This window comes from Marinobacter sp. L-46 (assembly GCF_056859535.1).
In genome coordinates, this window is sequence record NZ_JBSXOP010000056.1 from 1 (window position 1) to 20,586 (window position 20,586).

Consider the following 20,586-nt stretch of genomic DNA (forward strand, 5'->3'; position numbering starts at 1 on the left):
CTCTGGTTGTGAAAGAGCATGCAGGTTAGACTCGGACATGGCGTATCATTCCTCTGTTGGTTGTGATCTTGGCGGTGATCAACCAACAGGATACGCCACCCCTTCAGCCTGCTTCCATACACCAGAAATCACCATAACTCCAAACCCTCTGAACAGTGCCGACTTGTTCAACCTGTTTGCCAAAGGCCGAGAGTAGTTTCACTGCCCACCTCCGTAATACCCGCTCACCAAAAAATTAAACTGATGAAGATAGTAAGAGTTCACCCAAGAACCGATCGGGCGGTCGGCTGCAACCGGCAACGAGGTCGTTCGACCATGATTATGGACTTCCCCGTTTCTGGCTAGCTCAACCCAACGCAACTGCCCTCGCTGTTTCATCACTGCAGCATGGTAATCAAGCAAGGACTCCAGCTGCTCTTCCACGGTATTCAAACGCGCAAGATCACGTATCTTGTCCAAGCGATATCGGCCGGTGCCCTGAAGAACCGCTAAAACTTCGGGCTGGCTAGCGATGGCCTCAGCGCAACTCTTCAATGTAGCGTCCGAACGGTAAAGCCGTTCCCAGTGACCTCGAATTTCTGCGACCGTCTGAACCTTCTTATATCGAGCGATCTGAAATAGCAGATCTACTTCAGCTAGCAATGGCTCAATAAGTTGGATGTTGAGAAGTTTCTGACGTTCATCCAGGCCACCCTCAAAGGAATGGATAGCCTCTTGAACAATAGATTGGGGTTCCAGCTTCTCAGGCAGGACATTACTAGACTTAAACTGAGTGAGCCGGTTTTCCATGACACGAAGCAGCGCGCCGGCCGCTCCCTCATCCAGTCCGGTTACTGAGAGCCAGAAATCCCGAGTTTCCGAACCCACTTTGGCACCACTAGTGAACGCGGTGCGGTAGGCATTTTTCAGATCTTGGGAGACATCAAAAAAGTTGACCTTGGGTGGTATCTGGGCTTTTGACTGAGATGCAGTAACAAGCATCACCAAGTGGCTCTTGGCTTCCATGAAGCAGTGATTGAGCGCATCGCTCCCAGCCAAAAGCTGAGCGAATTCAGCCCAACGCATTGAAGCGTCCTGACCAAAATAATTGTAGCTCTGATCAAAGAACCCCATCTCAACAAACGGTGTTTTGTAACGCCCACTCACCCCCAGGCCCAGCTGACGAACCAGCAGTTGGCCGGAAGGTTTATCGGTGAAAATAAGCTGGGGGTTTCCGTCGCTATCCTTGTCTTCTAAAGCGGCCCGGCCTTTGCTGCCGCCCAAAATACCAAGCGTATCGATACCCGCGTCCTCTGGCCGGTTAACCATTGAATAGGTAAAGATGTTCTCAAGGTGTATCAGACAGGCGTGAACGAAAGGGAGACTTTCCTTCGGTCCAAGTTCACTGGCAAGCGCATCGGAAACTTGAACCTCTTCATCGAGAAGCAACGAACGTACGACACCATGATGGAGCAGGTTCAGCGTAAAATTTCGGACGTCATTTGAGACAGAATTTACGCGGTTTCTGAAAACCTGTTGGCCGTAAGCCGACCAGATAACAAGTTGGCCGAGGGGGTCGATAAACGAGTCGCCGGATAAGGAATCATCGTATTCGGTGAGCAGGTCCTGGAGCTTCATAAACTAAGCCAATCCTTTGGAGAAACAATCACGCTACAGCTTCTTGTTCCAGCTTTTCAGCTTCCCAAGCCTTGTAGGTTTTTCCGTCTGACAGTCGCCACTCGGTGGTGCCATTAGTTGGTCTGCCGTTCACCACAGCCGCTGCGGCACTTGGACTTTTGAACGCATAGTTCTCGGTGAAAACCGCAAGCTCCCCGTCTTGCCGTATTACCCCCGCTGCCACCAACTCACCGTGTAACTTACTGTATCCCGTGTGGTGAGTGCTCTTGCCACGCCACTCGGCGCTTACCCTGGAGCCTGCCAGCACCACAAACTCCCCAGCCGTGAGCACAGCTTTGGCTTCGATCCTGTGTTTGGGGGTCCTAAGTTCAAAAACCGTATCCGGTTCATCCGAGGAAGCTTGGGTGCTTGAGCTGGTATTGGTTTGAGGCCTGGTTTGCGCTAGAAAGCTGTCGATCCGAAGCGCCGGAAGGACCATCATCAGGTATTCCAGAAAACTTTCCATGTTGGCCTGAGCGGCCTCACTCAGCGAGGAACGCGGGGGCGTATTGCCATTGTCCAATCGGATTTTTCCAGCTCGGCGAGCCTCTTCAACCAATCTGGACTCCAAATACTTCGCATGCGCCTTGTTGAGGTTATTGCCGGCTGTAGTTATCAGAACAACCGAAGTCCACCAATCCTTGGAGGTGTCGTGGCTTTTAATCCTGTCACCAATATCTTCACCTTCACCGATGTAGGCTAAGGGGCCGTCATCATCCTCACCGATCAAGAGATACACGCCGGTAAACCTGGATGCCGGCCTCTTCAGCGCGGCGCCCAAACGGGTACGTGGCGCCATGAGTACATGACCAGTCCAGTTGAACACTTCTGCGGTCAGCATGCCGTCTGGTTTGCCGTCAATGAAGAAAAGTTCGAGTGATTGTCCTTTGCTGCTTATCATATTATGGATTCTTATTTATCAACTAACCATTTATCTATTTTTTAGATTGAGCAATACAGACTACCCCCCCGAAAATTATCCAAGGTGCATTTCAATTTCACTCATAATTCGAGCAGTTTCAGTCAATACTTTGATAATATTCTGATAATACCGAACATCATCATAATTCAAAGCTCGACCTTTTCTATCTTTAAGCCACTTTTGAGCTGGCTGATAACCACCAATATAAAAATTCCAAGCCGCCTCAGGTACGTCACGGAAATACTGATTTTTGTTAACCCAAACTCTGCCAGAACGGTAGCTATTTTTTCCGATAGCACTGACTACGTTGTCTCCATCCCCTTCGAATGGATATAATGCTAAACCAACCACTTCTGAATCCATAAGGTGTAGCTCTCGAAGAGCAGCGCCTTTGTGTGATACATGCCAAAACTCATCAGGAGATGACGGCCAAGGGATTCTTGGAAAATCAGACCTCAGAAACTCAGCATATTTTTCTCTATAAGAAGGGCAATACAATGCGCCATAAACATAATCAAAAACATTAACTTCATCTGGCACACCATATTTAAAGTGATCCGCTAATTTCTGTAAATTATCATAAATCTCTGGATTGAAGTTGATCTGGCGCTCAGTGCCATGAAGCCCCCCGTCACTCGGATAAAGGTAAAGAGGGAAAATCATAGCGTTAGATCCGGTTCTAGGCGACAAACCAATTACTTCTGCGATTGTCTTTGAGATAAATGCATGGGCAAATTTGTTATCTCTATGAGATTTAGATGTCAAAAGTGCAATATTACAGCCTGCCAACATGTGCTTTGATGCACGCTCTCTTCGATGCACAGTAACATGTGAGTTATAAATGGTATAACGTTCATCAAACGGCCTATACGCGATCGGGACTATTTGGCTTTCCCAGTTTTGAAGTGCTAGTTCGTCCTTTGCCGTTTGGTAATCCCACTGGCTTTGTGTGCATAACCGAAAATGGCGCCTTGCTTCACTTTCCGAACTGCTGGCTAGAAGTGTTCGAACTTTCTTAGCTGCTTCCTCACGCGTCCACGAAATTGCAAACTGATCATGAGTGGTAACAATACCAGGAGCCGGTCGACCATAAGGAGAGAACAGTTCTGAAACCGAGAAGCCTCGCTTATAACCTTCAAATGAAGACCAGTCGTTAGGAACAAATGCATAACGTGGCGGTATTATATCGATCTTTTTGAAAAGGTTCCCCAACAGATTCTCTTGACTTAAAACTTCATGCTTGGTATCCCTATCCCCCCAGATTTCACCATGCATTACTTCAGAAAGTTCGCGATTTGATTTCTTTGTTTTCACAGCGACAATAATTGCAACCCCTTGCATTATATCAAAAACATTCTTATCAGCCTTTCCGGTAGATGGATCAATCTCATTTTTTTGGTATTACCATGTAGATCAAGAATCCATATTTTATCAAAAATGCAAAGAAGGTTTTCTCGCATATCCTTAAAAGTTGGATTATCCAGATAGCTATGATTAGTGATAAATCCTAGAACACCTTCTCCATTTTTTTCGATGAGAAAAGAAGACATCCTTATGAATTTAACATAATCATCAGACAACCACTTTGCTTGCCCAGGGCGCTTTAAATCTGAACTTCGCTTATAGTCTTTTAACAGGTTCGATATCCACTCGCCCTTATTAACTGAATGCCCAGAGTAAGGTGGATTTCCAATAACACACATAATCGGGGTATCTCGCTTAATGGAGTTTGCCAGCCGCACTTCGTTAGCAATCCATCTAGCAAAAGGCAGCTCGTAGTTGGGAGAGTCGCCCTCCTCCAGTGAGTTAGTTAAGTAAACAGACTGTCGTGGTGGGTTACTTGATGGAGTGTAACCCAGCTCCCTCAGAACCATGTCCAATTTTAGATGACACATAGCATAGGAAGCCATAAGTATCTCAAAGCCATGGATACGCGGCATCAGATCTTTTTCAACATAGCTGCTCCACATTCCCGGTGCTACACCTCTTACTCGTGGAGCTATCTGTTTTACGACCTCAGCCAAGAAAGTACCTGTCCCAGTTGCAGGATCAAGCACCTGTACACGGTGAACAGTTTTCTCAATACGTGCATTCTTTCCATGCTTTTTAGGCCTTCCTTTCTTGGTCAGTTCAGGCTGACCGGTATCCCACTCGACCGTGATTTTCGATGTGTCAGCTAAACCGTCAGATAACCCAAACTCTGTTTGCAAAACCTCATCTACGGCACGCACAATGAAATTGACCACGGGCTCAGGTGTATACCAAACACCTCTTGATTTTCGTTTGTCCGGGTTGTACGAAGCTAGAAATGTCTCATAGAAATGCAGAAAGGGATCCGACCGCCCTGTCAACTTACCAAAACCCTTCATAATGGCAGCAACATCGGTCGCTCGAAAAATGTCAGCTAGATCATCAATGATCCAAGCAACGCGGTCATCTAACCCAGAACCAGCCACGTAGCCAAACAAACTTCTCAGGAATGGGTTCGTCTTGGGCAACTTGTCTAACGCCTCATGACGGCTGAACGTATCCAATGTGTCATCATGGAGGCGAGCAGCAAACATGCCGTAGCAAATTGTTTCAGCATATATATCTGAAAAGCCTTCCGGGGTGATATCGTGGATCAGATCCTGCTGAAAAATTTTGAACTGAAAAGCCAGCTCTGTGTCTGCGTCTTGCTCAAGGTCATCGGCCAAGGCTTTGTAAAATACAGATTTGATCAGTTTTGCCTTACCCGCCATGCGTTCAGCTAGTTCTTTGGGACGAGTGATACTAATTGGCAGTTGAACAATGAAGTCAGCAAGCAAAGATTCAAGCTTAGTGTACTGGCTTTCATCTGGTTCAATGTTTTTTCCCAATGTCGCTATAGTTACCGACTCTAGCAGTTTGCCATCACGATAGAAGTCCCAATCTAGTCCGTTGCTGTATATCAGGTTAGGCAATGCATCCAGATACCGTCGCTGCTGATCGCGGCTGTAGCCTTTTAGATTGCGGATATCCACACCTAAGTCCTTAGCCTCAAGGTGCCCTACTACAAGATCGCCCCGCTGGATAATAAAGTCTGGAGCACCGCAACTTACGCGCTTGGGTTCGTTTAAGGCGTTAACCTTATCGTCCAGTCTCTTGAACAAGCTTTCAAACGCCGACCGGTAAGAGTGTTCTGTGGCCGAGCCAGTGTTGAAGGTAGTAGAAATCTGTGTCAAAAAATCCTGGATACTGTTCATTCGCTTTCTGCACTATCCATTGGTGATCGTGTGAATTCAGACGTGGTTTCAGGTACTTCGGGCGAATTAACGCAGACGAACCCAATGGCTGTCAGGTAGTTTTCGCCACCATATCTATATGCACATAGCTTGCCGCCGCTTTTAGCTGCAACACTGTAATCCAAACAGGCGATGTGCGCACTCAATGGAACAGGCGCTCCAGACATCCAGTAATGCCCTACAAACAGCGGCTTCTCGCCGTCGTAACCAGGCAAAACATGAGAAGCCACCGGCTCATGCGGAATTCTATCGATTACCTCTTCCGGCACCATGGCCAGATCACGATAGGTCAGCTCACCCTCGCGCCACCATTCAGTGCGGATGTTGGTTCGCTTATTCTTATCTTTGTCGAAGAAGTGATGGTCGCCAGGAAGCGGAATCTCCAACCCTTTGAGAAGGGTTTCAATCGCTTCATAGGCCTCTGACCCCTTTCGACTTGCTGCCTCCCAAGCGGTCGGAAGTAACCGGTTTTCTTTATCGGTGTACTTGGCTATGGCCGCAAGATGCTCCGGGTGCCAGCAGGCATGTACTACTCGAAATTCCGGCAAGTCCAGATACACCGGCAAAGTTTTGAACCACTCGATCATACTGTGGTGCAGTTCGCTCCCCTCACCTACTTGCTCCAGAAAGGCTCTGTGCTGCTTAAGATTCTTATCAATATGAGGGCGAAGATGTTCGCCAGGGTTTTGCGGGTCTTCCGTAGCCCAGGCTACTGCGTTGAATTCGTGGTTACCCATCACCGCCAGTGCTTGGCCATTCTCGACCATGTTTCGGGCAATGGTGACGGTTTCTACCTGTTCCGGGCCGCGGTCTACAAAGTCACCCAGGAAAATGACCTTTCGCTCGGGGTGCTGCCACACGCCGTCGATTTCGCGGTAATCCATTTTGGTGAGGAGGGCTTTGAGTTCGGCGGCGTGGCCGTGAATATCGCCGATCAGGTCGTACATCTTTCGTCCTTGTTTGGTATATCTCTCTGCGCAGCCGGTCCGCCAAGTTCAGAAAAGTTAGGCTGCGTTGCATTCCGAGTATAAGCAATACTGAGCGAAGTTGGAGCGAATTCCAACAAACGTAACTATTGTTTACATGTTGCAAAGTGTTTTTCGCCAATCACGTCACCTTCAGTCGACAGGACATAGGCTTGGCCTGGCGCCGGGATAAACCAGTAAGCTTCAATCTTGCCCCAGATACCGAGAGTGCCGGTGGTCTCGCGCATGTGTTCATGAATCTTTTCACCCGCTTTGGCCAATTGTTGCTCCAGTGGTAGCCGCCAGAAACCCTTCGGAAAGAACAGGTGGCGGAATGACTCACACGCGGCTAGGGCGAAGATCGGCTGGCTGGTGCGTTTGAAGTTGGTATCTACCCAGAGATATGGCTTGAATGCATGCCACTCTTCTGAGAGGGAATGCTCAAGGTGGCTGATCCGATGGCGAGCCTCCTGCCCCTTAAGACCTGCCACTTTACTCAGTGCCAGCAGAAACTCTGCCGAACTGTATTTAAGGTCAAATCCTCCTCCCTCGAGGCCAAGATGTTTACTGGCCAGTACGTTCTCCAGGCGCTTGATGTTCGCAGGAGTCGGGTTTCGGTAGCCCATGGCTTTCAGAATGGCGGTATGGGACTTTCCCTTCAATCCGGCTTTCAGGTCGGTTCTAAGTTCACTCATGGTGTCGTCCCTCTTTCTCAAGCCATTCAATGACGGGCCTAATCACAGCGGGTTGCACTGGAAGATCCTCATCATCGTAAAACCAGGCTCCGAGCGCACGGGCAAAGGCATGTTCCAAGGCTTCACCATTCTGTAGATGCTCACTGACACTCCGGGCCACCGCGTCGTACTCATCGAAGCAGTCATTCTCTGCGCAGCACGTGTGCATAGGATCTGTGTGGAACAATGCACGGGAGATGCTTTCAGGGGTGTAGTGGGTGCTCATTCATCCCTCCTTTGTTGATAAGTTCATTCTAAGGAACATCTGCGACAATATGTGTCGCCCGACTGGCCTAGACTGATCGCAGTTGAACTGAACAGGGAGAAAACGATGAATCGTGCCGATAAAGAACTGCTCAAGAAACGCACCGCAGAACGCGAGGGTTTATCCGAGGAGGAGTGCCGAAAGCTGGATGAGCTCAACAAGCTGGTCCACGATGTACACTACGAACTCTTCCCGGAAGAATACGATGCCATGATGGACTCCATCGCAGACGCTAATGACCGTCGCCGCGGTATTAATCCCATGAGTTTGGATTATACCGAGAAGGTAAACGCGCGCCGGAAAGAGCGCGGGGTACCACCGCTGGGAGCTAACGGATTGCCTACCGACGATTCCAGCTGGGATGTAGCACGGGAAGAAGCGTTGCGCCGCCTCGGATAATGTCCTCCCTTCCCCTGAGCCCATGCAGCTCAGGGCCTTCAGCCTGACTGAACCTCAGGCTTTTTGTCTGAGCTGGTAGTAGCCCATACTTGTTTTGTCCTGGGCGGTCTTGCGGGTACCGTTGTCCGTCAACGCCGCGTATTTTGCCTCGGCTTCCTCTCGAGGCATCGCTTGCCCTTCGAAACTGTCCGAAGGATTCATCAGGTCAATATACTCCACTACCCACAAATCTTGCGGGAAGCCGGTTTTTGGTTTTTTGCTCATTATGCGGCGCTCCTGATCTTTTACGATTGAACAAATCCGATTGGTTGGCTGACAACGCCCTCCGTCTGCTGGCGCTGCTCTTCTTTCAGCGCCTCCAGCAGCCTCACAGTGCGTGCTTTGAAACCCCGCAGCCGGAGGTTCTGCACCGCAGCTCGGATCAGACCCGGGGTGAGATGGTCCAGGTGACTGAGCTGCTCGGGGGTTAACGCGCTCGCCTTATCCTTATCAACCACACATTCACTGACAATAGCCTTTACCTGCTCGGCTGTCAGGCAGCTGAACGCTACTTTCAGCTGGAATCGGCGCAGGATGGCTTTGTCGAAGCTGTCGAAGCGGTTGGTGGTGGCCAGGAAGACACCTTCAAACCGCTCAAGCCGAATCATGAACTCGTTCACCGCGCTCACTTCCCAGCTACGCTGGGCCATGCTGCGGGTGTAAAGGAAGGTGTCGGCTTCATCCAGCAATAGAACTGCACCGGTTTTTTCTGCTTTGTCGAACATAGCGGCGATGTTCTTCTCTGTTTGCCCGACGAACATCCCCAATAAGTCACTGCCCGATTGCAGCATGAACGGCTTTTTCAGGCGCCGGGCCAGTTCCTGGGCATAGGCGGTCTTCCCTGCGCCCGGTGGGCCGTACAAGCAAATGCGCGCGGTGCCTTCATCACGGGCCAGTCGCTCTGCGTTCCGTAGGGTTGGGCGGGTGTTGATCCACTCAATCCTGAATTCCGGGAAATCGGCTTTACGAGGCTTTTTCAGAATCTGCACCGGGCGATTCTCGCCCATCGCCACCAGGCGCTGTTCGATCAGTGATTCCAGCCTGTTCTGGTTTCGGGTGACCTGTTTTACTGGCAGATACTGCGCCACCTCTGACAGGTTTTTGGCCAGTGCAGGTGTCATCCAGGGCTGCTTGGCAGCACTCGATGCCCAGTCAGGTGAAACTGGCAACATAAGGAGTTCCCTTTCCATACGTTCGGTTTGCTGATCAGTTCCACTGCCTTTCACTTCAACAATGAAATCGAAACGACGTAAAAAAGCCGGATCCATTTCTGTAATGTTGTTGCTGATCCAGATAACCGGTGCCTGGTTTTCCTCCAGTAATTGGTTGAACCAGCCCTTGGCCAGCTGTTCCGATTTACGGAAGGCATCTTCCATTTCATCAAACAGGAGGATGGCGCCAAGCCGGTCTTCCAGAAACATCTGGGCCAGTTTGGCCGCATCGAGGCGTATCCGGCCTGTCATTGATCCGGTGTTGTCGCTTTTGGTCGGCACTTCATACAGAGGGGCTGAGAGCTTTTCGGCCATCGCCCGGGCCAGCTGGGTTTTCCCGGTGCCGGGCTTGCCATGCAGCAGAATATTTTTGCCTCGGGATTTGCTGCGCAACGCATTCTGAAGATAGTCCAACATCAACTGCAGCTCTGGCACACCATTGAAATCACCAATTTTGTGCCGCGCAGCAGGCCCCGGTGGGCAGATTTGACGAAACAACATCTGCTCGAGGTCCTGCTCATCCTCTTCGTCGTTTGCTTCGGACGAAGCGATGACCAGCTGGCCCAGCAAGGGGCCACCCTCAACCAGGTCCCATATGTCACTGTTGCGATTAGGCGCTTCGAGCAGTCGAATCTGACACAGCATCGCGTCTTCGTCCAAAGCGCGAGCGAGCATACGTGAGGATTCCCGCATGGCTTTGGCCAAAGCGTTTACGGAGTTGTTGAGCTCGGTGATTTCCAGCTCCCGCAGAACCTGTTTGGCTTGTGGATGCTTGTGCAACAACAGAGTGAAGATCAGAACTTTGATCTCCACCAGGTTGGGTTTTAGCAGTTTGGTGAGGCTCGACAGCAACGGCTCGAAAGACAGATTCGGCTTGCCTTTCAGGGATGCCGTCAGGGCTTTTTCGCGGTCACGAATCGCCTTCAGGTATACACCGGTACCCGACACGGAACCACCGCCTTCCGGCACCTTAACGCCCAGAAATGCCAGCGCGTCGTCCGCACCGAAAAAGCTAAGTGTGTTCTCATACCCGGGAGTGAGATACAGCCGGCACAGGTAGATCTGGAGCAGCTTCAGGTCATCCTTCGAGGCTGACAAGTCTGGCCCCGGGTCCTGTGCTTCGTTGATGAGCTCTTTCCACAGCAGCATAGAGGTGGTCTCCTGATCCATTTACCACCATCTTATATTTCGTTTGCGTCAGTTTATGTCGCTTACGGGCGTTAAGCTCTCAGTCCTGTCTACCAGCCTGTGGAGCTCGCTATGCGCAAAATCGCCGTTATTGGTTCTCGCCACTTTACTGACTACGACCGCCTAGAGTGTGTGCTCCAACCCTGGTTGCCCGCGCACATCATCTCTGGCGGCGCAAAAGGCGCGGATGCTCTGGCGGAGCAACTGGCCCGGGAACATAAGCTACCTATTACCGTGATCAAACCCGACTGGAAACAATACGGCCGTGGCGCCGGCCCGATTCGTAACCGCACCATAGTTGATACAGCTGATTTGGTGATCGCCTTCTGGGATGGCAAATCCCGGGGTACCGCGTCCGCCCTGAATTATGCCCGGGCCAAAGGTAAAACGGTGATTGTTGAAACCGTGGAGGAGGCATGACCAGACAACAACTGATCTCTTTGATCAAAACTTATCGTCCTTAACACAACACCAATAAATGATAGGATGCGCACGAACAGGTCCACAGGCTGGAGGCTATGGCGTTTCGTTTTCGTAGAACCGTTAAGATTTTCCCGGGCGTTCGGTTGAACCTCGGTAAGCGTGGTGTGAGTGTGTCTGCCGGTATGCGCGGGGCCAATGTCACGCTGGGACGAAACGGGCTTTACGGTAACGTGGGAGTGCCTGGTACCGGTTTGTCCTACCGGGAAAAACTGCTCAAGAACCGCCAGCCGGGCAGGCCTTCAGCCAGTGCGAACGGGGACCATCCGCAAAGCTCGCCTCTGCCGCCCATCGCCGAGCAAATTGCCCAGGTTCAGCTCAATACGGCAACGGGTGAGATTTCCATCCTGGACACAGATGGCCAGGATCTTGGCAGCGAAGCCATGGCGGCAGCCAAGGCCTATGCCCTCGACGCGTTGAAAGATACTCTCAATGAACAGGTGGATACTCATAACCGGATGATGGAGAGAATCGGTGCGATTCATCTGGGCACCCCTGCGCCCGATCAGTTCCCCAAATTTCTCCCGGAACCCTTCGACCTTCCCGAACCTGTTCGACCGGTGCCTCGCAAGCCGGACTGGAAAGCCTGGTTTTGCCCCGCTCGCCGAAGGGCCATTATGGAGAGCAACCAGCGAAAGCTCTCGGAGTACCAGCACCAGCGGGTTCAGTGGCAATCTGAACGGGAACACCACCAGCGCAAAGAAACCCAGCGGGCTACGCTGTACCAACGGGCCGTGCAAGGCAGCTTGTCTGCGATGGAGTCGGTGCTGGATGACCACTTAATGGACATCGACTGGCCCCAGGAAACCAGTCTGTCGCTTGAGCTGAGTGACGATGGTAAAACGCTGATGCTGGATGTGGATTTGCCGGAGATTGAGGATTTCCCGAAAACCGAGCTGCGGATGTACCAGCGGGGCATCGGGGTTTCCGTAAAAGAGCTATCGGATACGGCGCTCCGAAAGCTCTATATGGCCCACGTGCACGGCATGGGATTTCGGCTGATCGGTGAGGGATTTGCCTGTGCGCCGTCCGTCGAGACCGTGGTGCTTTCCGGTTTCACCCAGATGACCAACCGCGCCACCGGCCGGGTTGAAGATCGCTACTTGTACAGTGTGAAGGTCAACCGCGACACCTGGCGCCAGATTCACTTCGGCAACCTTGAAGCGGTGGACCCGGTTGAGGCCCTTGCCGCGTTTGCATTGCGGCGGGATATGACCAAAACCGGGATTTTCCGGTCTATTGAGCCTTGGTCTGCCGGGTCCGTTTCAGCCCCTGCTTGAGCGTGTCTTCAATCTCATCCCGCAACCACGCCGGTTCCAGAATATCGCAATGCACCGCCTGAGCGGTAAGCCACCAGCGCAGGTCCTGGGTGTCGCCCACGGTGACGGCGATTTCGAAGGTCTTGTCATCAATCTCGGTGGTGATCTGATCAAACCCCAGTGGGGATTCGATCAGGTGGTTCAGCACCGGTTTGTCGCAGCGTAACTTCAGATACACCGGCTCATCGGATTTCAGAATGCCCATGGCGCCGGAGTGGATGTATAAATCCAGATCAAATTCTTCCGGGCGCTCGATGAACTCTTCCACCACTTCACCGGCCGTCGCCCTGTGCAGCACCAGCTGACGAACCCCTTCCCTGCCTTCAATGGTGCCGATCAGGTACACGTTCGGGTCTCGGAAGATGAGCCCGAACGGATGCACCACAATCTCTTCCGGTTCCGGCCAGCTGCGAGCCTGGTAGGTGAGTTTGCACTGGTATTCCCGGAGCAAGGCTTCGGTGACCGCTTCCAGAACATCGGCATCAACAGGCGGGCGCGCACCTCCCAGCCCCCGATTAATCACCCTGACCCGGTCTGGCCATTGGCCCAGGGGGTTCTTTTCACGCAACAACGTGCGGTGGGCTTCATCGAAGTGGGGCTTTAAGTGGGACAGTGCCCTTGGGGGCAGCATTGGTGAGAGGTAGGCCTTCGCCAGCTCAAACGTGAGTGCTGCCGGCAGATCCAGCGCCGGTATGATGTCCATGGTGGCATTGCGGTCAAACGACCAGCGGTAAGGCCGGGAGTTTTCATCAACCAACAGAGGGAAATCCGCACTCAGCTTTTCCAGATCCCGCTGGATAGAACGCATGGTCACCGAAAAGCCCTGCTCTTCCAGGCGGCTCGCCAGTTCGGTGGTGGTGATGGATCTTGGGTACCGGGGCACCATCCGGAGCATGGTGAGGTAGCGAACGGCCGTGTTGGACATAGCGGGATCCTTGTCTTTTCTCGAAGTCGACAGCTTAAGCGACACATTCTGACGCTATGTCATGCTAGATTCTTGTGCTGCCCAAGTAAAGCCGGTGGCCAATTCTGCCAACGACACAAGGAGCCCTGCCCTGAATAAACACAATTTTGCCTCCCTCCTGCTAGAACATGGTTTTACCCCAAAGACCTACGATTTCGACTCCACCATGCTGGGGTTCCAGCACGACATCTTCAATGCCCTGATCCACAACGACCCGGTGTTCAGCGAGCAATCATTCATTCGCGAGCAGCCCGATTGCCCCGATGCCCTATTGCGCTGCGAGCTCGTCACCCAGTCAGATGATCTTTCCGCAGCCGTTCAGCATTTCTATGCCCGATGGTTTGAGGAACTTCGCTATTCGAATTCTGTGTTGGAGTTGCTCAATCTGGAGATGCACGAAGATGCCGCCAGCATTCACGTGCTGACCATCAGCAAAGCCAATGCGATGACGTTTGTCTTTAACATCCAGCGAGGTGCGTGATGATTCTGATTTTCGCTGCGCTGGGTGTGGTGCTCTGGGTTGTGGTGTCGATGCTGTGCATCAGCTATTTCAATGACCACGGAGTCGGCTGGGAGGAATGGGAAGCCTTCCCGGTGTGGTTAAAGATTCCGATTCTGGTGGTTGCGCCGGTGTTTTTTATTTCCTGGTGGGTTCGTTAACACCAGCTAGCTATCAGCGGAGATAATCGACACATCGCCTACCGGCTCGCAAACCAACGATGCATAGCTGCATCCTTGGCCGTTCTTTCTGAGGCAGTGTAGTCAAACTTTTACGGCTCAGGCGACCCATACTGTCGTATCGCTGGATTATCCTGCCTGAAGATCGTCGAAGAGCTTAATTGTATGACCAGCACCACCACCGTTTACGACCTGAGCCAGATACTCAATTACCCGATCCGGGTTGAGGTTCATCGTTGGGATTCAGAGCAACCCCTGCGTTGGGCCAGCTATAACGATGAAGGTCAGATTGCCTCGGGCCAGTTCCTGGAGCCGCCCGGGTTACCGCTGTTTACGCTGGAAGATGATAAAGGAAGGCGCCTGTGTGATGCCCTGCCGAAAGCAGTATCGGCCATCACTGCGTTGATGCCCGCCATGGACTTTGTGCTCGCACAGGCCTGTGCTGCTTCGGCAGCGGCTCGAGAATTGGCCGAGGACGCTCCCCTGCTCTTTATCCTGGCGGTCGATCATGCACGAAAACAGTCGTGGTCGCTCGAATCGTTTAACGCTTTCTTAGCCGGAAAGCGTTCCGAGATTCTCAAAGCAGTTGGGCTTCCGGGCAGCAGATCCCTCGTTCGATTAGTCCGTCGCCTGGCCTTGTCTCCTTTATTACCCTGGGAGCTGGAAGATATTCGCGCCGCACTTCAGAACCCCGAGTACTTAGCCTTGATGCGGCACCACCCTCACCTCCATGTGAACCACCTTCGTTTGCTGAATCGCGTTCGGCAACCGTTGTGGCCCGGATTGCTGAATCTGGTTGATGAACACACCACGGCAGTGGAGTTGTCCTGGCTATACCGGATGATTCGGGATTCGCTCGCCATGGCCGGCGGTAACGAACAGGCCCTTGCAGCAATCCATTCCAGAGAAACCCTTCAGGCCCAGCACGACCGCTTGGTTGAACGCTTTAACCGGGCAAACAGCCGAAACTCCGAAGAGAAGCGCCAAGACCTGGCGAAGGAGCTTTCTGAGGAGCACGGCGACTATCCGAAACCGCCTCTCGCCCCAATCGACGGTATAGAGCCGTTGGGTTCCTGGCTGGAGCTTCTGGAAGAAGGGGCAACCATGCGCCATTGCGTCGGCAGCTATGACGTGCCGGTCGCCCTCGGGGAAGTCTTCATTTACCGGATGGTCCACCCGGCGCGTTTAACCATATCGCTTGAGTATCAGAATAAAACGTGGGTGATCGGCGAGGTTCGCGGGGTGTGTAATTCAAGCCCGTCAGAGGGTGCTTTGGATTGGATTCGGCGGTGGGTGAATACTGGTCGAAGAAGTTAGGAAACACAGACCAGGTCTGCTGTGTGCAGACTGAGCGATGCGAAGAAATTCAATGTTCAGCGTGGTCGCAAAGCGAACATTCAGACGCACCTTATTGCGACCACATTCCTAGCCTCCCACGGCGCTCGGTACAAGCTTGGAAGTTAACCCTGCGGATGAGTCCCCAAGCACCATTTAGCTGCTGAAAAGACATCCAGCCCCGTGAGCACGCGGGGCTGGATGTTGCTACGTTTATCTAATGGTTAATCACAACATTTTCTTCAACTGACCGTAGTCTCCTCCAGTGCGCAGCACCAGAGTGATGTCGTTGTCGTTCCGATTTCTGAAGAACCAGCCGTGATTGCCGGTAAAGGCTGCTTCCAACTCGCCCTCGTCTTCAGGCACACCCCGGCCTTTTTCGTAGGAAATTGACTGACCACCTCCATCACCATGGGTATCGAAGTTGACAGGGCCACCTTCTGATACCCAGGAGAACCGGGCTGTAGCACCTTCCTCCATAGTAAGTTTGAACTCTGTGCCTTCTCCCGGCGTGAGAACCACGCGCACTTCATCCTGCCACTGCGGTTCCGCAATTTCTGGTGCAGGCGCAGATTCTGGCTCAGCAGACGCAAATTCTACTTCAGGTGAGGGAGCTGGCTCCTCAACGGCTTCAGCCACGACAGGCTCTTTGACTTCCGGGGCCTCTCGCTCAGTTGAGGATTGCACGGCAACCATCTGGGCAGCCTCGTCAGCAGCTGCTTCTTCAGCAAGCTGCTCCTTGATCTCGCCCATTTCAGTCAGGCCCAAAAGGCGACCTGCGCCGGTTGGGTCCAGGGCATACTCGGCGGGCATGACCACGGTTACAAGCAGAACCAACGCCACAATTGCCGCAATGATGGTTGATCGAACCAGCTTGGCAGTGCTGGGCAGTTCTTCACGGTTGGGAATATCGGTGTTGTACATAAAAAATCTCCAGAATCAGGCGACGAAGTAACCGGTGAGCTGATAGGCAAAGAGCAGAAAACCTGCACTCATCATGGCCACGTTGGCGGTGTAGGCATGGCGGAAAAATCCGTCGGTTTTTCGCCAGAAGCTGATGACAATCAGGATCATGGCCAGGGCGATCAATTGTCCGATTTCCACGCCCACATTGAAGGCGAGGAGGTTCGGAATCAGGCCGTCCTGTGAGATGTCGTATTCGATGATCTTGGTGGACAGACCAAAGCCATGGAAGAACCCGAAAATCAACGTGGCGGCTTTGGTGTTGGGCTGGAAACCAAACCACCGCTGATAGGCACCGATGTTGTCCAGTGCCTTGTAGACGATGGACAGACCGATAATCGCATCAATGATGTAACTATTGATGCCCACGTTGAAGTAAACCCCCAGCAGCATCGTGGTGGAATGCCCCAAGGCAAACAGGCTCACGTAGATCGCGATGTGCTTCATCTGGTAGAGGAAGAAAATGACACCCAGCAGGAACAGCAGGTGGTCATATCCGGTGACCATGTGTTTGGCCCCCAGATAGATGAACGAAATAAGGTTTATCCCGGTAATTTCCTGGATGTACCCCTTGTCGCCCTGGGCGACGGCATGAGCGAGTACATCGGTACTCAGACCCAGCAAGCCCAAAGTTAGAAATATCCAGAGTAGACGATTGCCTGTGCCCGTTGAGGACACACCACGGCATCGGCCAGGCAAGCTTGACAACATAAAGACTCCAATCGAATTTGTTTTCTCGGGCCGCGTAAGCGGCAAGAATCAAGTGGAAAGGGAGGCTTTTGGAGGGCGTTCAAGCCGATAACGCAAACTGCGGGGAGAACCTCCGGCAAAGGGTACGGGCTGCCGGAGAACGGTCAGGCTTTGGGAAACAAACGGAACCCTGAGGTGGTCCACGGTCTCGTGGGTATGATTGCCAGCATCATGATGCATTGATGATGTCTCTGGCTCTTTGTCAAAATCGTGGGTGTGTCCATGCGCACCATGATTGGCTGGATGGCCGTCAGACTGCGATTCCCACTCGCCTGCCAAGTTGGCCACACCGTGAGAGAATGACTCGCCAATCACCGACAGTGACAGGCCCGCCAATGCCAAGAGCATGACGAGCGTCGGAAGCAGTTTTCTCTGGTGAATGGCCGAAATCATCAATCTAATGCGTCGAGTCTGTGGTTGGATTTCAACGAAAACAGAGGATACCATCCCCCCATGGGGGATAGGAATTAAACATGGTAAATGATCACACGCATCAATCTCACCCGAACATTATCAAACGTCTTAAGCGGGCTAACGGCCATCTGGAAAGCGTGATTGGCATGATTGATCAGGGAAAACCCTGCCTGGAACTGGCCCAGCAACTTCACGCCGTGGAAAAGGCCATTCAACAGGCCAAACGCGTGCTAGTACAGGACCACATTGAGCATTGCCTCGACGATGCTATCGGGCCGCTGGAGCCAGACCAGCAGCGGCGTGTCGATGAATTCAAGGCAATTGCCCGGTATCTCTGACCTGATTGCTTTTCAACCTGCGCTCTCCCCGTTAATCACACCGGAGAGGCTCCACCGTCACGTGAACCAGGGACTGGCAGTGTGCCTGAATGCGCTCCTTATAGACTGTAGGCGACTCGGGCTGATGCGAGACCACTGAGACAATAGCCGCATGAATGTTTGGGCCTATCGCCCACACATGCAGATCACTGACTTTGGCATCGTCGTCTTCGACGGCCTGTTTAACAGCTTCCTCCATGTCCTGATGTTGCTCGTCGAGGAGGACCTTTGAGGTGTCTTTCAGCAGATGCCAGGACCAACGGGTTACCAGAATCGCACCGATAATCCCCATCATCGGGTCCATCCAGTTCCACCCGGCATATTTACCCGCCAGAAGAGCAACAATAGCAAGGACTGACGTCAGCGCATCCGCAAGTACATGCAGGTAAGCGGCCCGGCGGTTGTGGTCATGGTGATGATGGTGGTGGTGACCGTGATCATGGCCGTGACTGTGACCATGATCATGGCCTGCATCCCCCAGTATCCAAGCTGACACCCCGTTGACCACCAGGCCAATTATGGCCACAAAAATAGCCCCATCGAAAGAAATGGCGACGGGCTGGATAAAACGCCCCACGCTCTCGATGACCATGTAGAGCGCAAAGGCAGCCAGCAGGATTGCACCGGTAAAGCCACCCAGCGCGTTGACCTTTCCTGTTCCGAAAGAGAAACGGTCGTTGCCCGCGTTTTTCCTGGCATACGCGTAGGCGAAGGCCGCAATGCCCAGAGCCACTGCGTGGGACCCCATATGCAGGCCATCGGCCAGCAACGCCATGGAGCCATAAACGATTCCGGCCAGAATTTCCCAGACCATCATCGCCAGTGTCAGGCCCACCACGATGAGTGTGCGGGTTTCGCCAGAGCGCTTCTGATCCTGACCAAACACGTGATTATGTTGCCAATGGTCGAGTCGTTCATGGTGCATAACAGTGTTCCCGGCAAGACTGATGGTTGGTAGACCTGTAGGCAAAATCTCACTTTTGACCTATCCCCCCTGGGGGGATAGCATGGAATGCTACTGGAGTCAGATTTCTACCACAACCTTTCTGCTTCTTATGCTGTCACTGGTGAAGCCATGCTTGAGATTCTGAAGCACCGAACCTATCGCCATTTGTTCCTGGCCCAGGTGGTTGCATTGCTGGGTACGGGGCTGGCGACGGTGGCCTTGAGTCTGCTGGCATTCGATCTGGCCGGAGACGAGGCGGGACAGGTGCTCGGCACCGCCATGGCTATCAAGATGGTCGCTTATGTCTTGCTAGCCCCCCTGGCATCAGCTCTGGCGGAGAACATACCCCGTCGTGCTCTGCTGGTCTCTCTGGATGTGATTCGAGCGGCGACGGCGCTGGCTTTGCCTTTCGTCACCGAAGTGTGGGAAGTGTACGTGCTAATCGCGGTCCTTCAGTCCGCCTCGGCGGCCTTTACACCAACCTTCCAGTCTACGATTCCGGAGACTCTTCCAAATGAAGACGATTACACCAAGGCGCTGTCGCTTTCCCGATTGGCTTACGATCTGGAAAACCTCATCAGCCCTGCGCTCGCGGCGTTGATTCTGCTTGCCACCAGCTGGCAGGCATTGTTCTCGGGCACGGTAATCGGTTTTATCGCATCAGCCTTGCTGGTGGTGTCCGTTGCTTTGCCCTCCGGGGCCAAATCAGAAAAACGTCGCGGCGTTTATGATCGCGCACGGGCCGGATTCAGAATTTTCATGGCAACTCCTCGCCTGCGCGGGGTGATGTCACTGAACCTAGTTGTCAGTCTTGCGGGAGCCATGGTGATCGTGAATACGGTTGTCCTGGTGCAGGGACAATTCGGCCTTACCGACCAGCATACGGCTATGGCTTTTGCCGCGTTTGGTGGCGGTTCCATGTTGGCGGCATTGGCGTTGCCAGCTTTATTGAAACGCTGGCAGGACCGGCAAGTCATGCTCACAGGAGGTGGGATTCTGGTTGCCGGGTTGGTTCTTGCGCTGCCGGTAGGCTCTCTGGAATGGCTGTTACCCGTTTGGGCATGGCTAGGCGTTGGTTTTTCCACCGTTCAAACGCCCATAGGCAGGGTCCTTACGCGGTCGTCGCATGCTGAAGATAGGCCAGCTCTGTTCGCTGCCCAGTTCTCTTTATCGCATGCCGGATGGCTGATCGCGTATCCATTAGCTGGTTGGCTGGGCTCTTCTGCGGGAATGACCATCACTCTATTGATACTTCTGGGGTTTGCTCTCGGCGGGCTGATCCTTGCCGTGAAGTTATGGCCATCTGTTGATCCGTCAGAACGTTCGCACCACCACGACGATCTTCCAAGTGACCACCCTCATATCGCAAGTGATTTCAACTCCAGTGTCCACAGTCACAACTACGTCATTGATAGCTTGCATCCCAAATGGCCAGATTGAGTTTTGCAGTCACCGCTTAGAAAACTTCAATGGCCGCCACCTCTGGAATGGGGGGGGGGAATGCAGGGGCGTTTCTTAGGCAACTCGGGGGAATTAAATCCAGAAATTTGGGATGCTGCGAACGTTCGCTTTTGTTTACTAGTGTCCCTTAACAAAAGTCCGCTTACTTATTGAGCTTGTCTGATAATCTGGCGATTGACTCAATAATCTGGTCGGCAGATTTATGCCATTCAAAGGGCTTCGGGTCTTCGTTGTAAGTCTTCAGATAGTCTTTGATC

Annotated in this window: 22 protein-coding genes; 8 read left to right on the forward strand and 14 right to left on the reverse strand. The window is 52.6% G+C overall.

The window, feature by feature from the left end:
- Nucleotides 1–198: 198 nt before the first annotated feature.
- From AC13DJ_RS08275 to AC13DJ_RS08305, 7 genes are all read right to left on the reverse strand, one after another.
- The gene (locus AC13DJ_RS08275; protein ID WP_482934080.1) at nucleotides 199–1,617 is read right to left on the reverse strand and encodes a hypothetical protein; all 1,419 of its coding nucleotides are present in this window, start codon (nucleotides 1,615–1,617) and stop codon (nucleotides 199–201) included.
- 28 nt (nucleotides 1,618–1,645) lie between these two features.
- Entirely contained in the window at nucleotides 1,646–2,557 is a 912-nt protein-coding gene (locus AC13DJ_RS08280) for a GIY-YIG nuclease family protein (protein WP_482934081.1), read from the reverse strand.
- A gap of 75 nt (nucleotides 2,558–2,632) precedes the next feature.
- On the reverse strand, nucleotides 2,633–3,919 hold the full coding sequence (locus AC13DJ_RS08285; RefSeq protein WP_482934082.1) for a type ISP restriction/modification enzyme: 1,287 nt from the start codon (nucleotides 3,917–3,919) through the stop codon (nucleotides 2,633–2,635).
- Nucleotides 3,919–5,802: an N-6 DNA methylase gene (locus AC13DJ_RS08290; protein ID WP_482934083.1), complete on the reverse strand. Its 1,884-nt coding sequence runs from the start codon at nucleotides 5,800–5,802 to the stop codon at nucleotides 3,919–3,921. Before AC13DJ_RS08290 ends, AC13DJ_RS08285 begins: the two co-directional genes overlap by 1 nt.
- On the reverse strand, nucleotides 5,799–6,788 hold the full coding sequence (locus AC13DJ_RS08295; protein ID WP_482934084.1) for a metallophosphoesterase: 990 nt from the start codon (nucleotides 6,786–6,788) through the stop codon (nucleotides 5,799–5,801). Before AC13DJ_RS08295 ends, AC13DJ_RS08290 begins: the two co-directional genes overlap by 4 nt.
- 125 nt (nucleotides 6,789–6,913) lie before the next feature.
- The gene (locus AC13DJ_RS08300) at nucleotides 6,914–7,501 is read right to left on the reverse strand and encodes a hypothetical protein (protein WP_482934085.1); all 588 of its coding nucleotides are present in this window, start codon (nucleotides 7,499–7,501) and stop codon (nucleotides 6,914–6,916) included.
- Nucleotides 7,494–7,766 carry a hypothetical protein gene (locus AC13DJ_RS08305; RefSeq protein ID WP_482934086.1) on the reverse strand — a complete coding sequence of 91 codons (273 nt, stop codon included), beginning with the start codon at nucleotides 7,764–7,766 and terminating at the stop codon, nucleotides 7,494–7,496. The genes AC13DJ_RS08300 and AC13DJ_RS08305 overlap by 8 nt, the downstream gene beginning before the upstream one ends.
- 105 nt (nucleotides 7,767–7,871) lie before the next feature.
- Between AC13DJ_RS08305 and AC13DJ_RS08310 the strand changes: the two genes are divergently transcribed.
- Nucleotides 7,872–8,204: a hypothetical protein gene (locus AC13DJ_RS08310; RefSeq protein ID WP_482934087.1), complete on the forward strand. Its 333-nt coding sequence runs from the start codon at nucleotides 7,872–7,874 to the stop codon at nucleotides 8,202–8,204.
- 54 nt (nucleotides 8,205–8,258) lie between these two features.
- Here the strand turns inward: AC13DJ_RS08310 and AC13DJ_RS08315 are convergent, their stop codons facing one another.
- Nucleotides 8,259–8,468, reverse strand: a complete 210-nt coding sequence (locus AC13DJ_RS08315; protein WP_278351279.1) for a hypothetical protein — start codon at nucleotides 8,466–8,468, stop codon at nucleotides 8,259–8,261.
- Nucleotides 8,469–8,488: 20 nt separating this feature from the next.
- Nucleotides 8,489–10,603, reverse strand: a complete 2,115-nt coding sequence (locus tag AC13DJ_RS08320) for an AAA family ATPase (protein ID WP_482934088.1) — start codon at nucleotides 10,601–10,603, stop codon at nucleotides 8,489–8,491.
- A 111-nt stretch (nucleotides 10,604–10,714) separates the two neighbouring features.
- On the opposite strand from AC13DJ_RS08320, the gene AC13DJ_RS08325 reads away from it, so the two are divergent.
- Together AC13DJ_RS08325 and AC13DJ_RS08330 are read left to right on the forward strand one after the other, a co-directional pair.
- A complete protein-coding gene (locus AC13DJ_RS08325; RefSeq protein ID WP_482934089.1) occupies nucleotides 10,715–11,062 on the forward strand; it encodes an SLOG family protein in 348 nt (115 codons plus the stop codon).
- 98 nt (nucleotides 11,063–11,160) lie between these two features.
- Complete coding sequence (locus AC13DJ_RS08330; RefSeq protein WP_482934090.1) at nucleotides 11,161–12,402, forward strand: DUF4236 domain-containing protein; 1,242 nt, start codon at nucleotides 11,161–11,163, stop codon at nucleotides 12,400–12,402.
- Here the strand turns inward: AC13DJ_RS08330 and AC13DJ_RS08335 are convergent.
- Complete coding sequence (locus AC13DJ_RS08335; protein WP_482934091.1) at nucleotides 12,359–13,366, reverse strand: helix-turn-helix transcriptional regulator; 1,008 nt, start codon at nucleotides 13,364–13,366, stop codon at nucleotides 12,359–12,361. The two genes, AC13DJ_RS08330 and AC13DJ_RS08335, sit on opposite strands and share 44 nt — an antisense overlap.
- A 94-nt stretch (nucleotides 13,367–13,460) precedes the next feature.
- On the opposite strand from AC13DJ_RS08335, the gene AC13DJ_RS08340 reads away from it, so the two are divergent.
- From AC13DJ_RS08340 to AC13DJ_RS08350, 3 genes are all read left to right on the forward strand, one after another.
- Nucleotides 13,461–13,886 (forward strand): hypothetical protein, encoded by a 426-nt coding sequence (locus AC13DJ_RS08340; protein WP_482934092.1) that lies wholly within the window; start codon nucleotides 13,461–13,463, stop codon nucleotides 13,884–13,886.
- Nucleotides 13,886–14,065 carry a hypothetical protein gene (locus AC13DJ_RS08345; protein WP_482934093.1) on the forward strand — a complete coding sequence of 60 codons (180 nt, stop codon included), beginning with the start codon at nucleotides 13,886–13,888 and terminating at the stop codon, nucleotides 14,063–14,065. The genes AC13DJ_RS08340 and AC13DJ_RS08345 overlap by 1 nt, the downstream gene beginning before the upstream one ends.
- Nucleotides 14,066–14,248: 183 nt before the next feature.
- Nucleotides 14,249–15,400, forward strand: coding sequence for a PcfJ domain-containing protein (locus AC13DJ_RS08350; protein ID WP_482934094.1), 1,152 nt, complete (start codon nucleotides 14,249–14,251; stop codon nucleotides 15,398–15,400).
- Nucleotides 15,401–15,646: 246 nt separating this feature from the next.
- Here the strand turns inward: AC13DJ_RS08350 and AC13DJ_RS08355 are convergent, their stop codons facing one another.
- From AC13DJ_RS08355 to AC13DJ_RS08365, 3 genes are read right to left on the reverse strand one after another with little or no spacing between them, the layout of a single operon-like run.
- Complete coding sequence (locus tag AC13DJ_RS08355; protein WP_482934095.1) at nucleotides 15,647–16,342, reverse strand: hypothetical protein; 696 nt, start codon at nucleotides 16,340–16,342, stop codon at nucleotides 15,647–15,649.
- A gap of 15 nt (nucleotides 16,343–16,357) precedes the next feature.
- Nucleotides 16,358–17,092 carry a HupE/UreJ family protein gene (locus AC13DJ_RS08360; protein ID WP_248237236.1) on the reverse strand — a complete coding sequence of 245 codons (735 nt, stop codon included), beginning with the start codon at nucleotides 17,090–17,092 and terminating at the stop codon, nucleotides 16,358–16,360.
- 48 nt (nucleotides 17,093–17,140) lie between these two features.
- Complete coding sequence (locus tag AC13DJ_RS08365) at nucleotides 17,141–17,524, reverse strand: hypothetical protein (protein WP_153740611.1); 384 nt, start codon at nucleotides 17,522–17,524, stop codon at nucleotides 17,141–17,143.
- Nucleotides 17,525–17,604: 80 nt separating this feature from the next.
- On the opposite strand from AC13DJ_RS08365, the gene AC13DJ_RS08370 reads away from it, so the two are divergent.
- Entirely contained in the window at nucleotides 17,605–17,883 is a 279-nt protein-coding gene (locus AC13DJ_RS08370) for a metal-sensing transcriptional repressor (RefSeq protein ID WP_153740610.1), read from the forward strand.
- 31 nt (nucleotides 17,884–17,914) lie between these two features.
- On the opposite strand, the gene dmeF is transcribed toward AC13DJ_RS08370, so the two are convergent.
- Nucleotides 17,915–18,847 carry a CDF family Co(II)/Ni(II) efflux transporter DmeF gene (gene dmeF / locus AC13DJ_RS08375; protein WP_482934096.1) on the reverse strand — a complete coding sequence of 311 codons (933 nt, stop codon included), beginning with the start codon at nucleotides 18,845–18,847 and terminating at the stop codon, nucleotides 17,915–17,917.
- 150 nt (nucleotides 18,848–18,997) lie between these two features.
- Between dmeF and AC13DJ_RS08380 the strand changes: the two genes are divergently transcribed.
- Nucleotides 18,998–20,308 (forward strand): MFS transporter, encoded by a 1,311-nt coding sequence (locus AC13DJ_RS08380; protein WP_153740621.1) that lies wholly within the window; start codon nucleotides 18,998–19,000, stop codon nucleotides 20,306–20,308.
- Nucleotides 20,309–20,586: the final 278 nt, after the last annotated feature.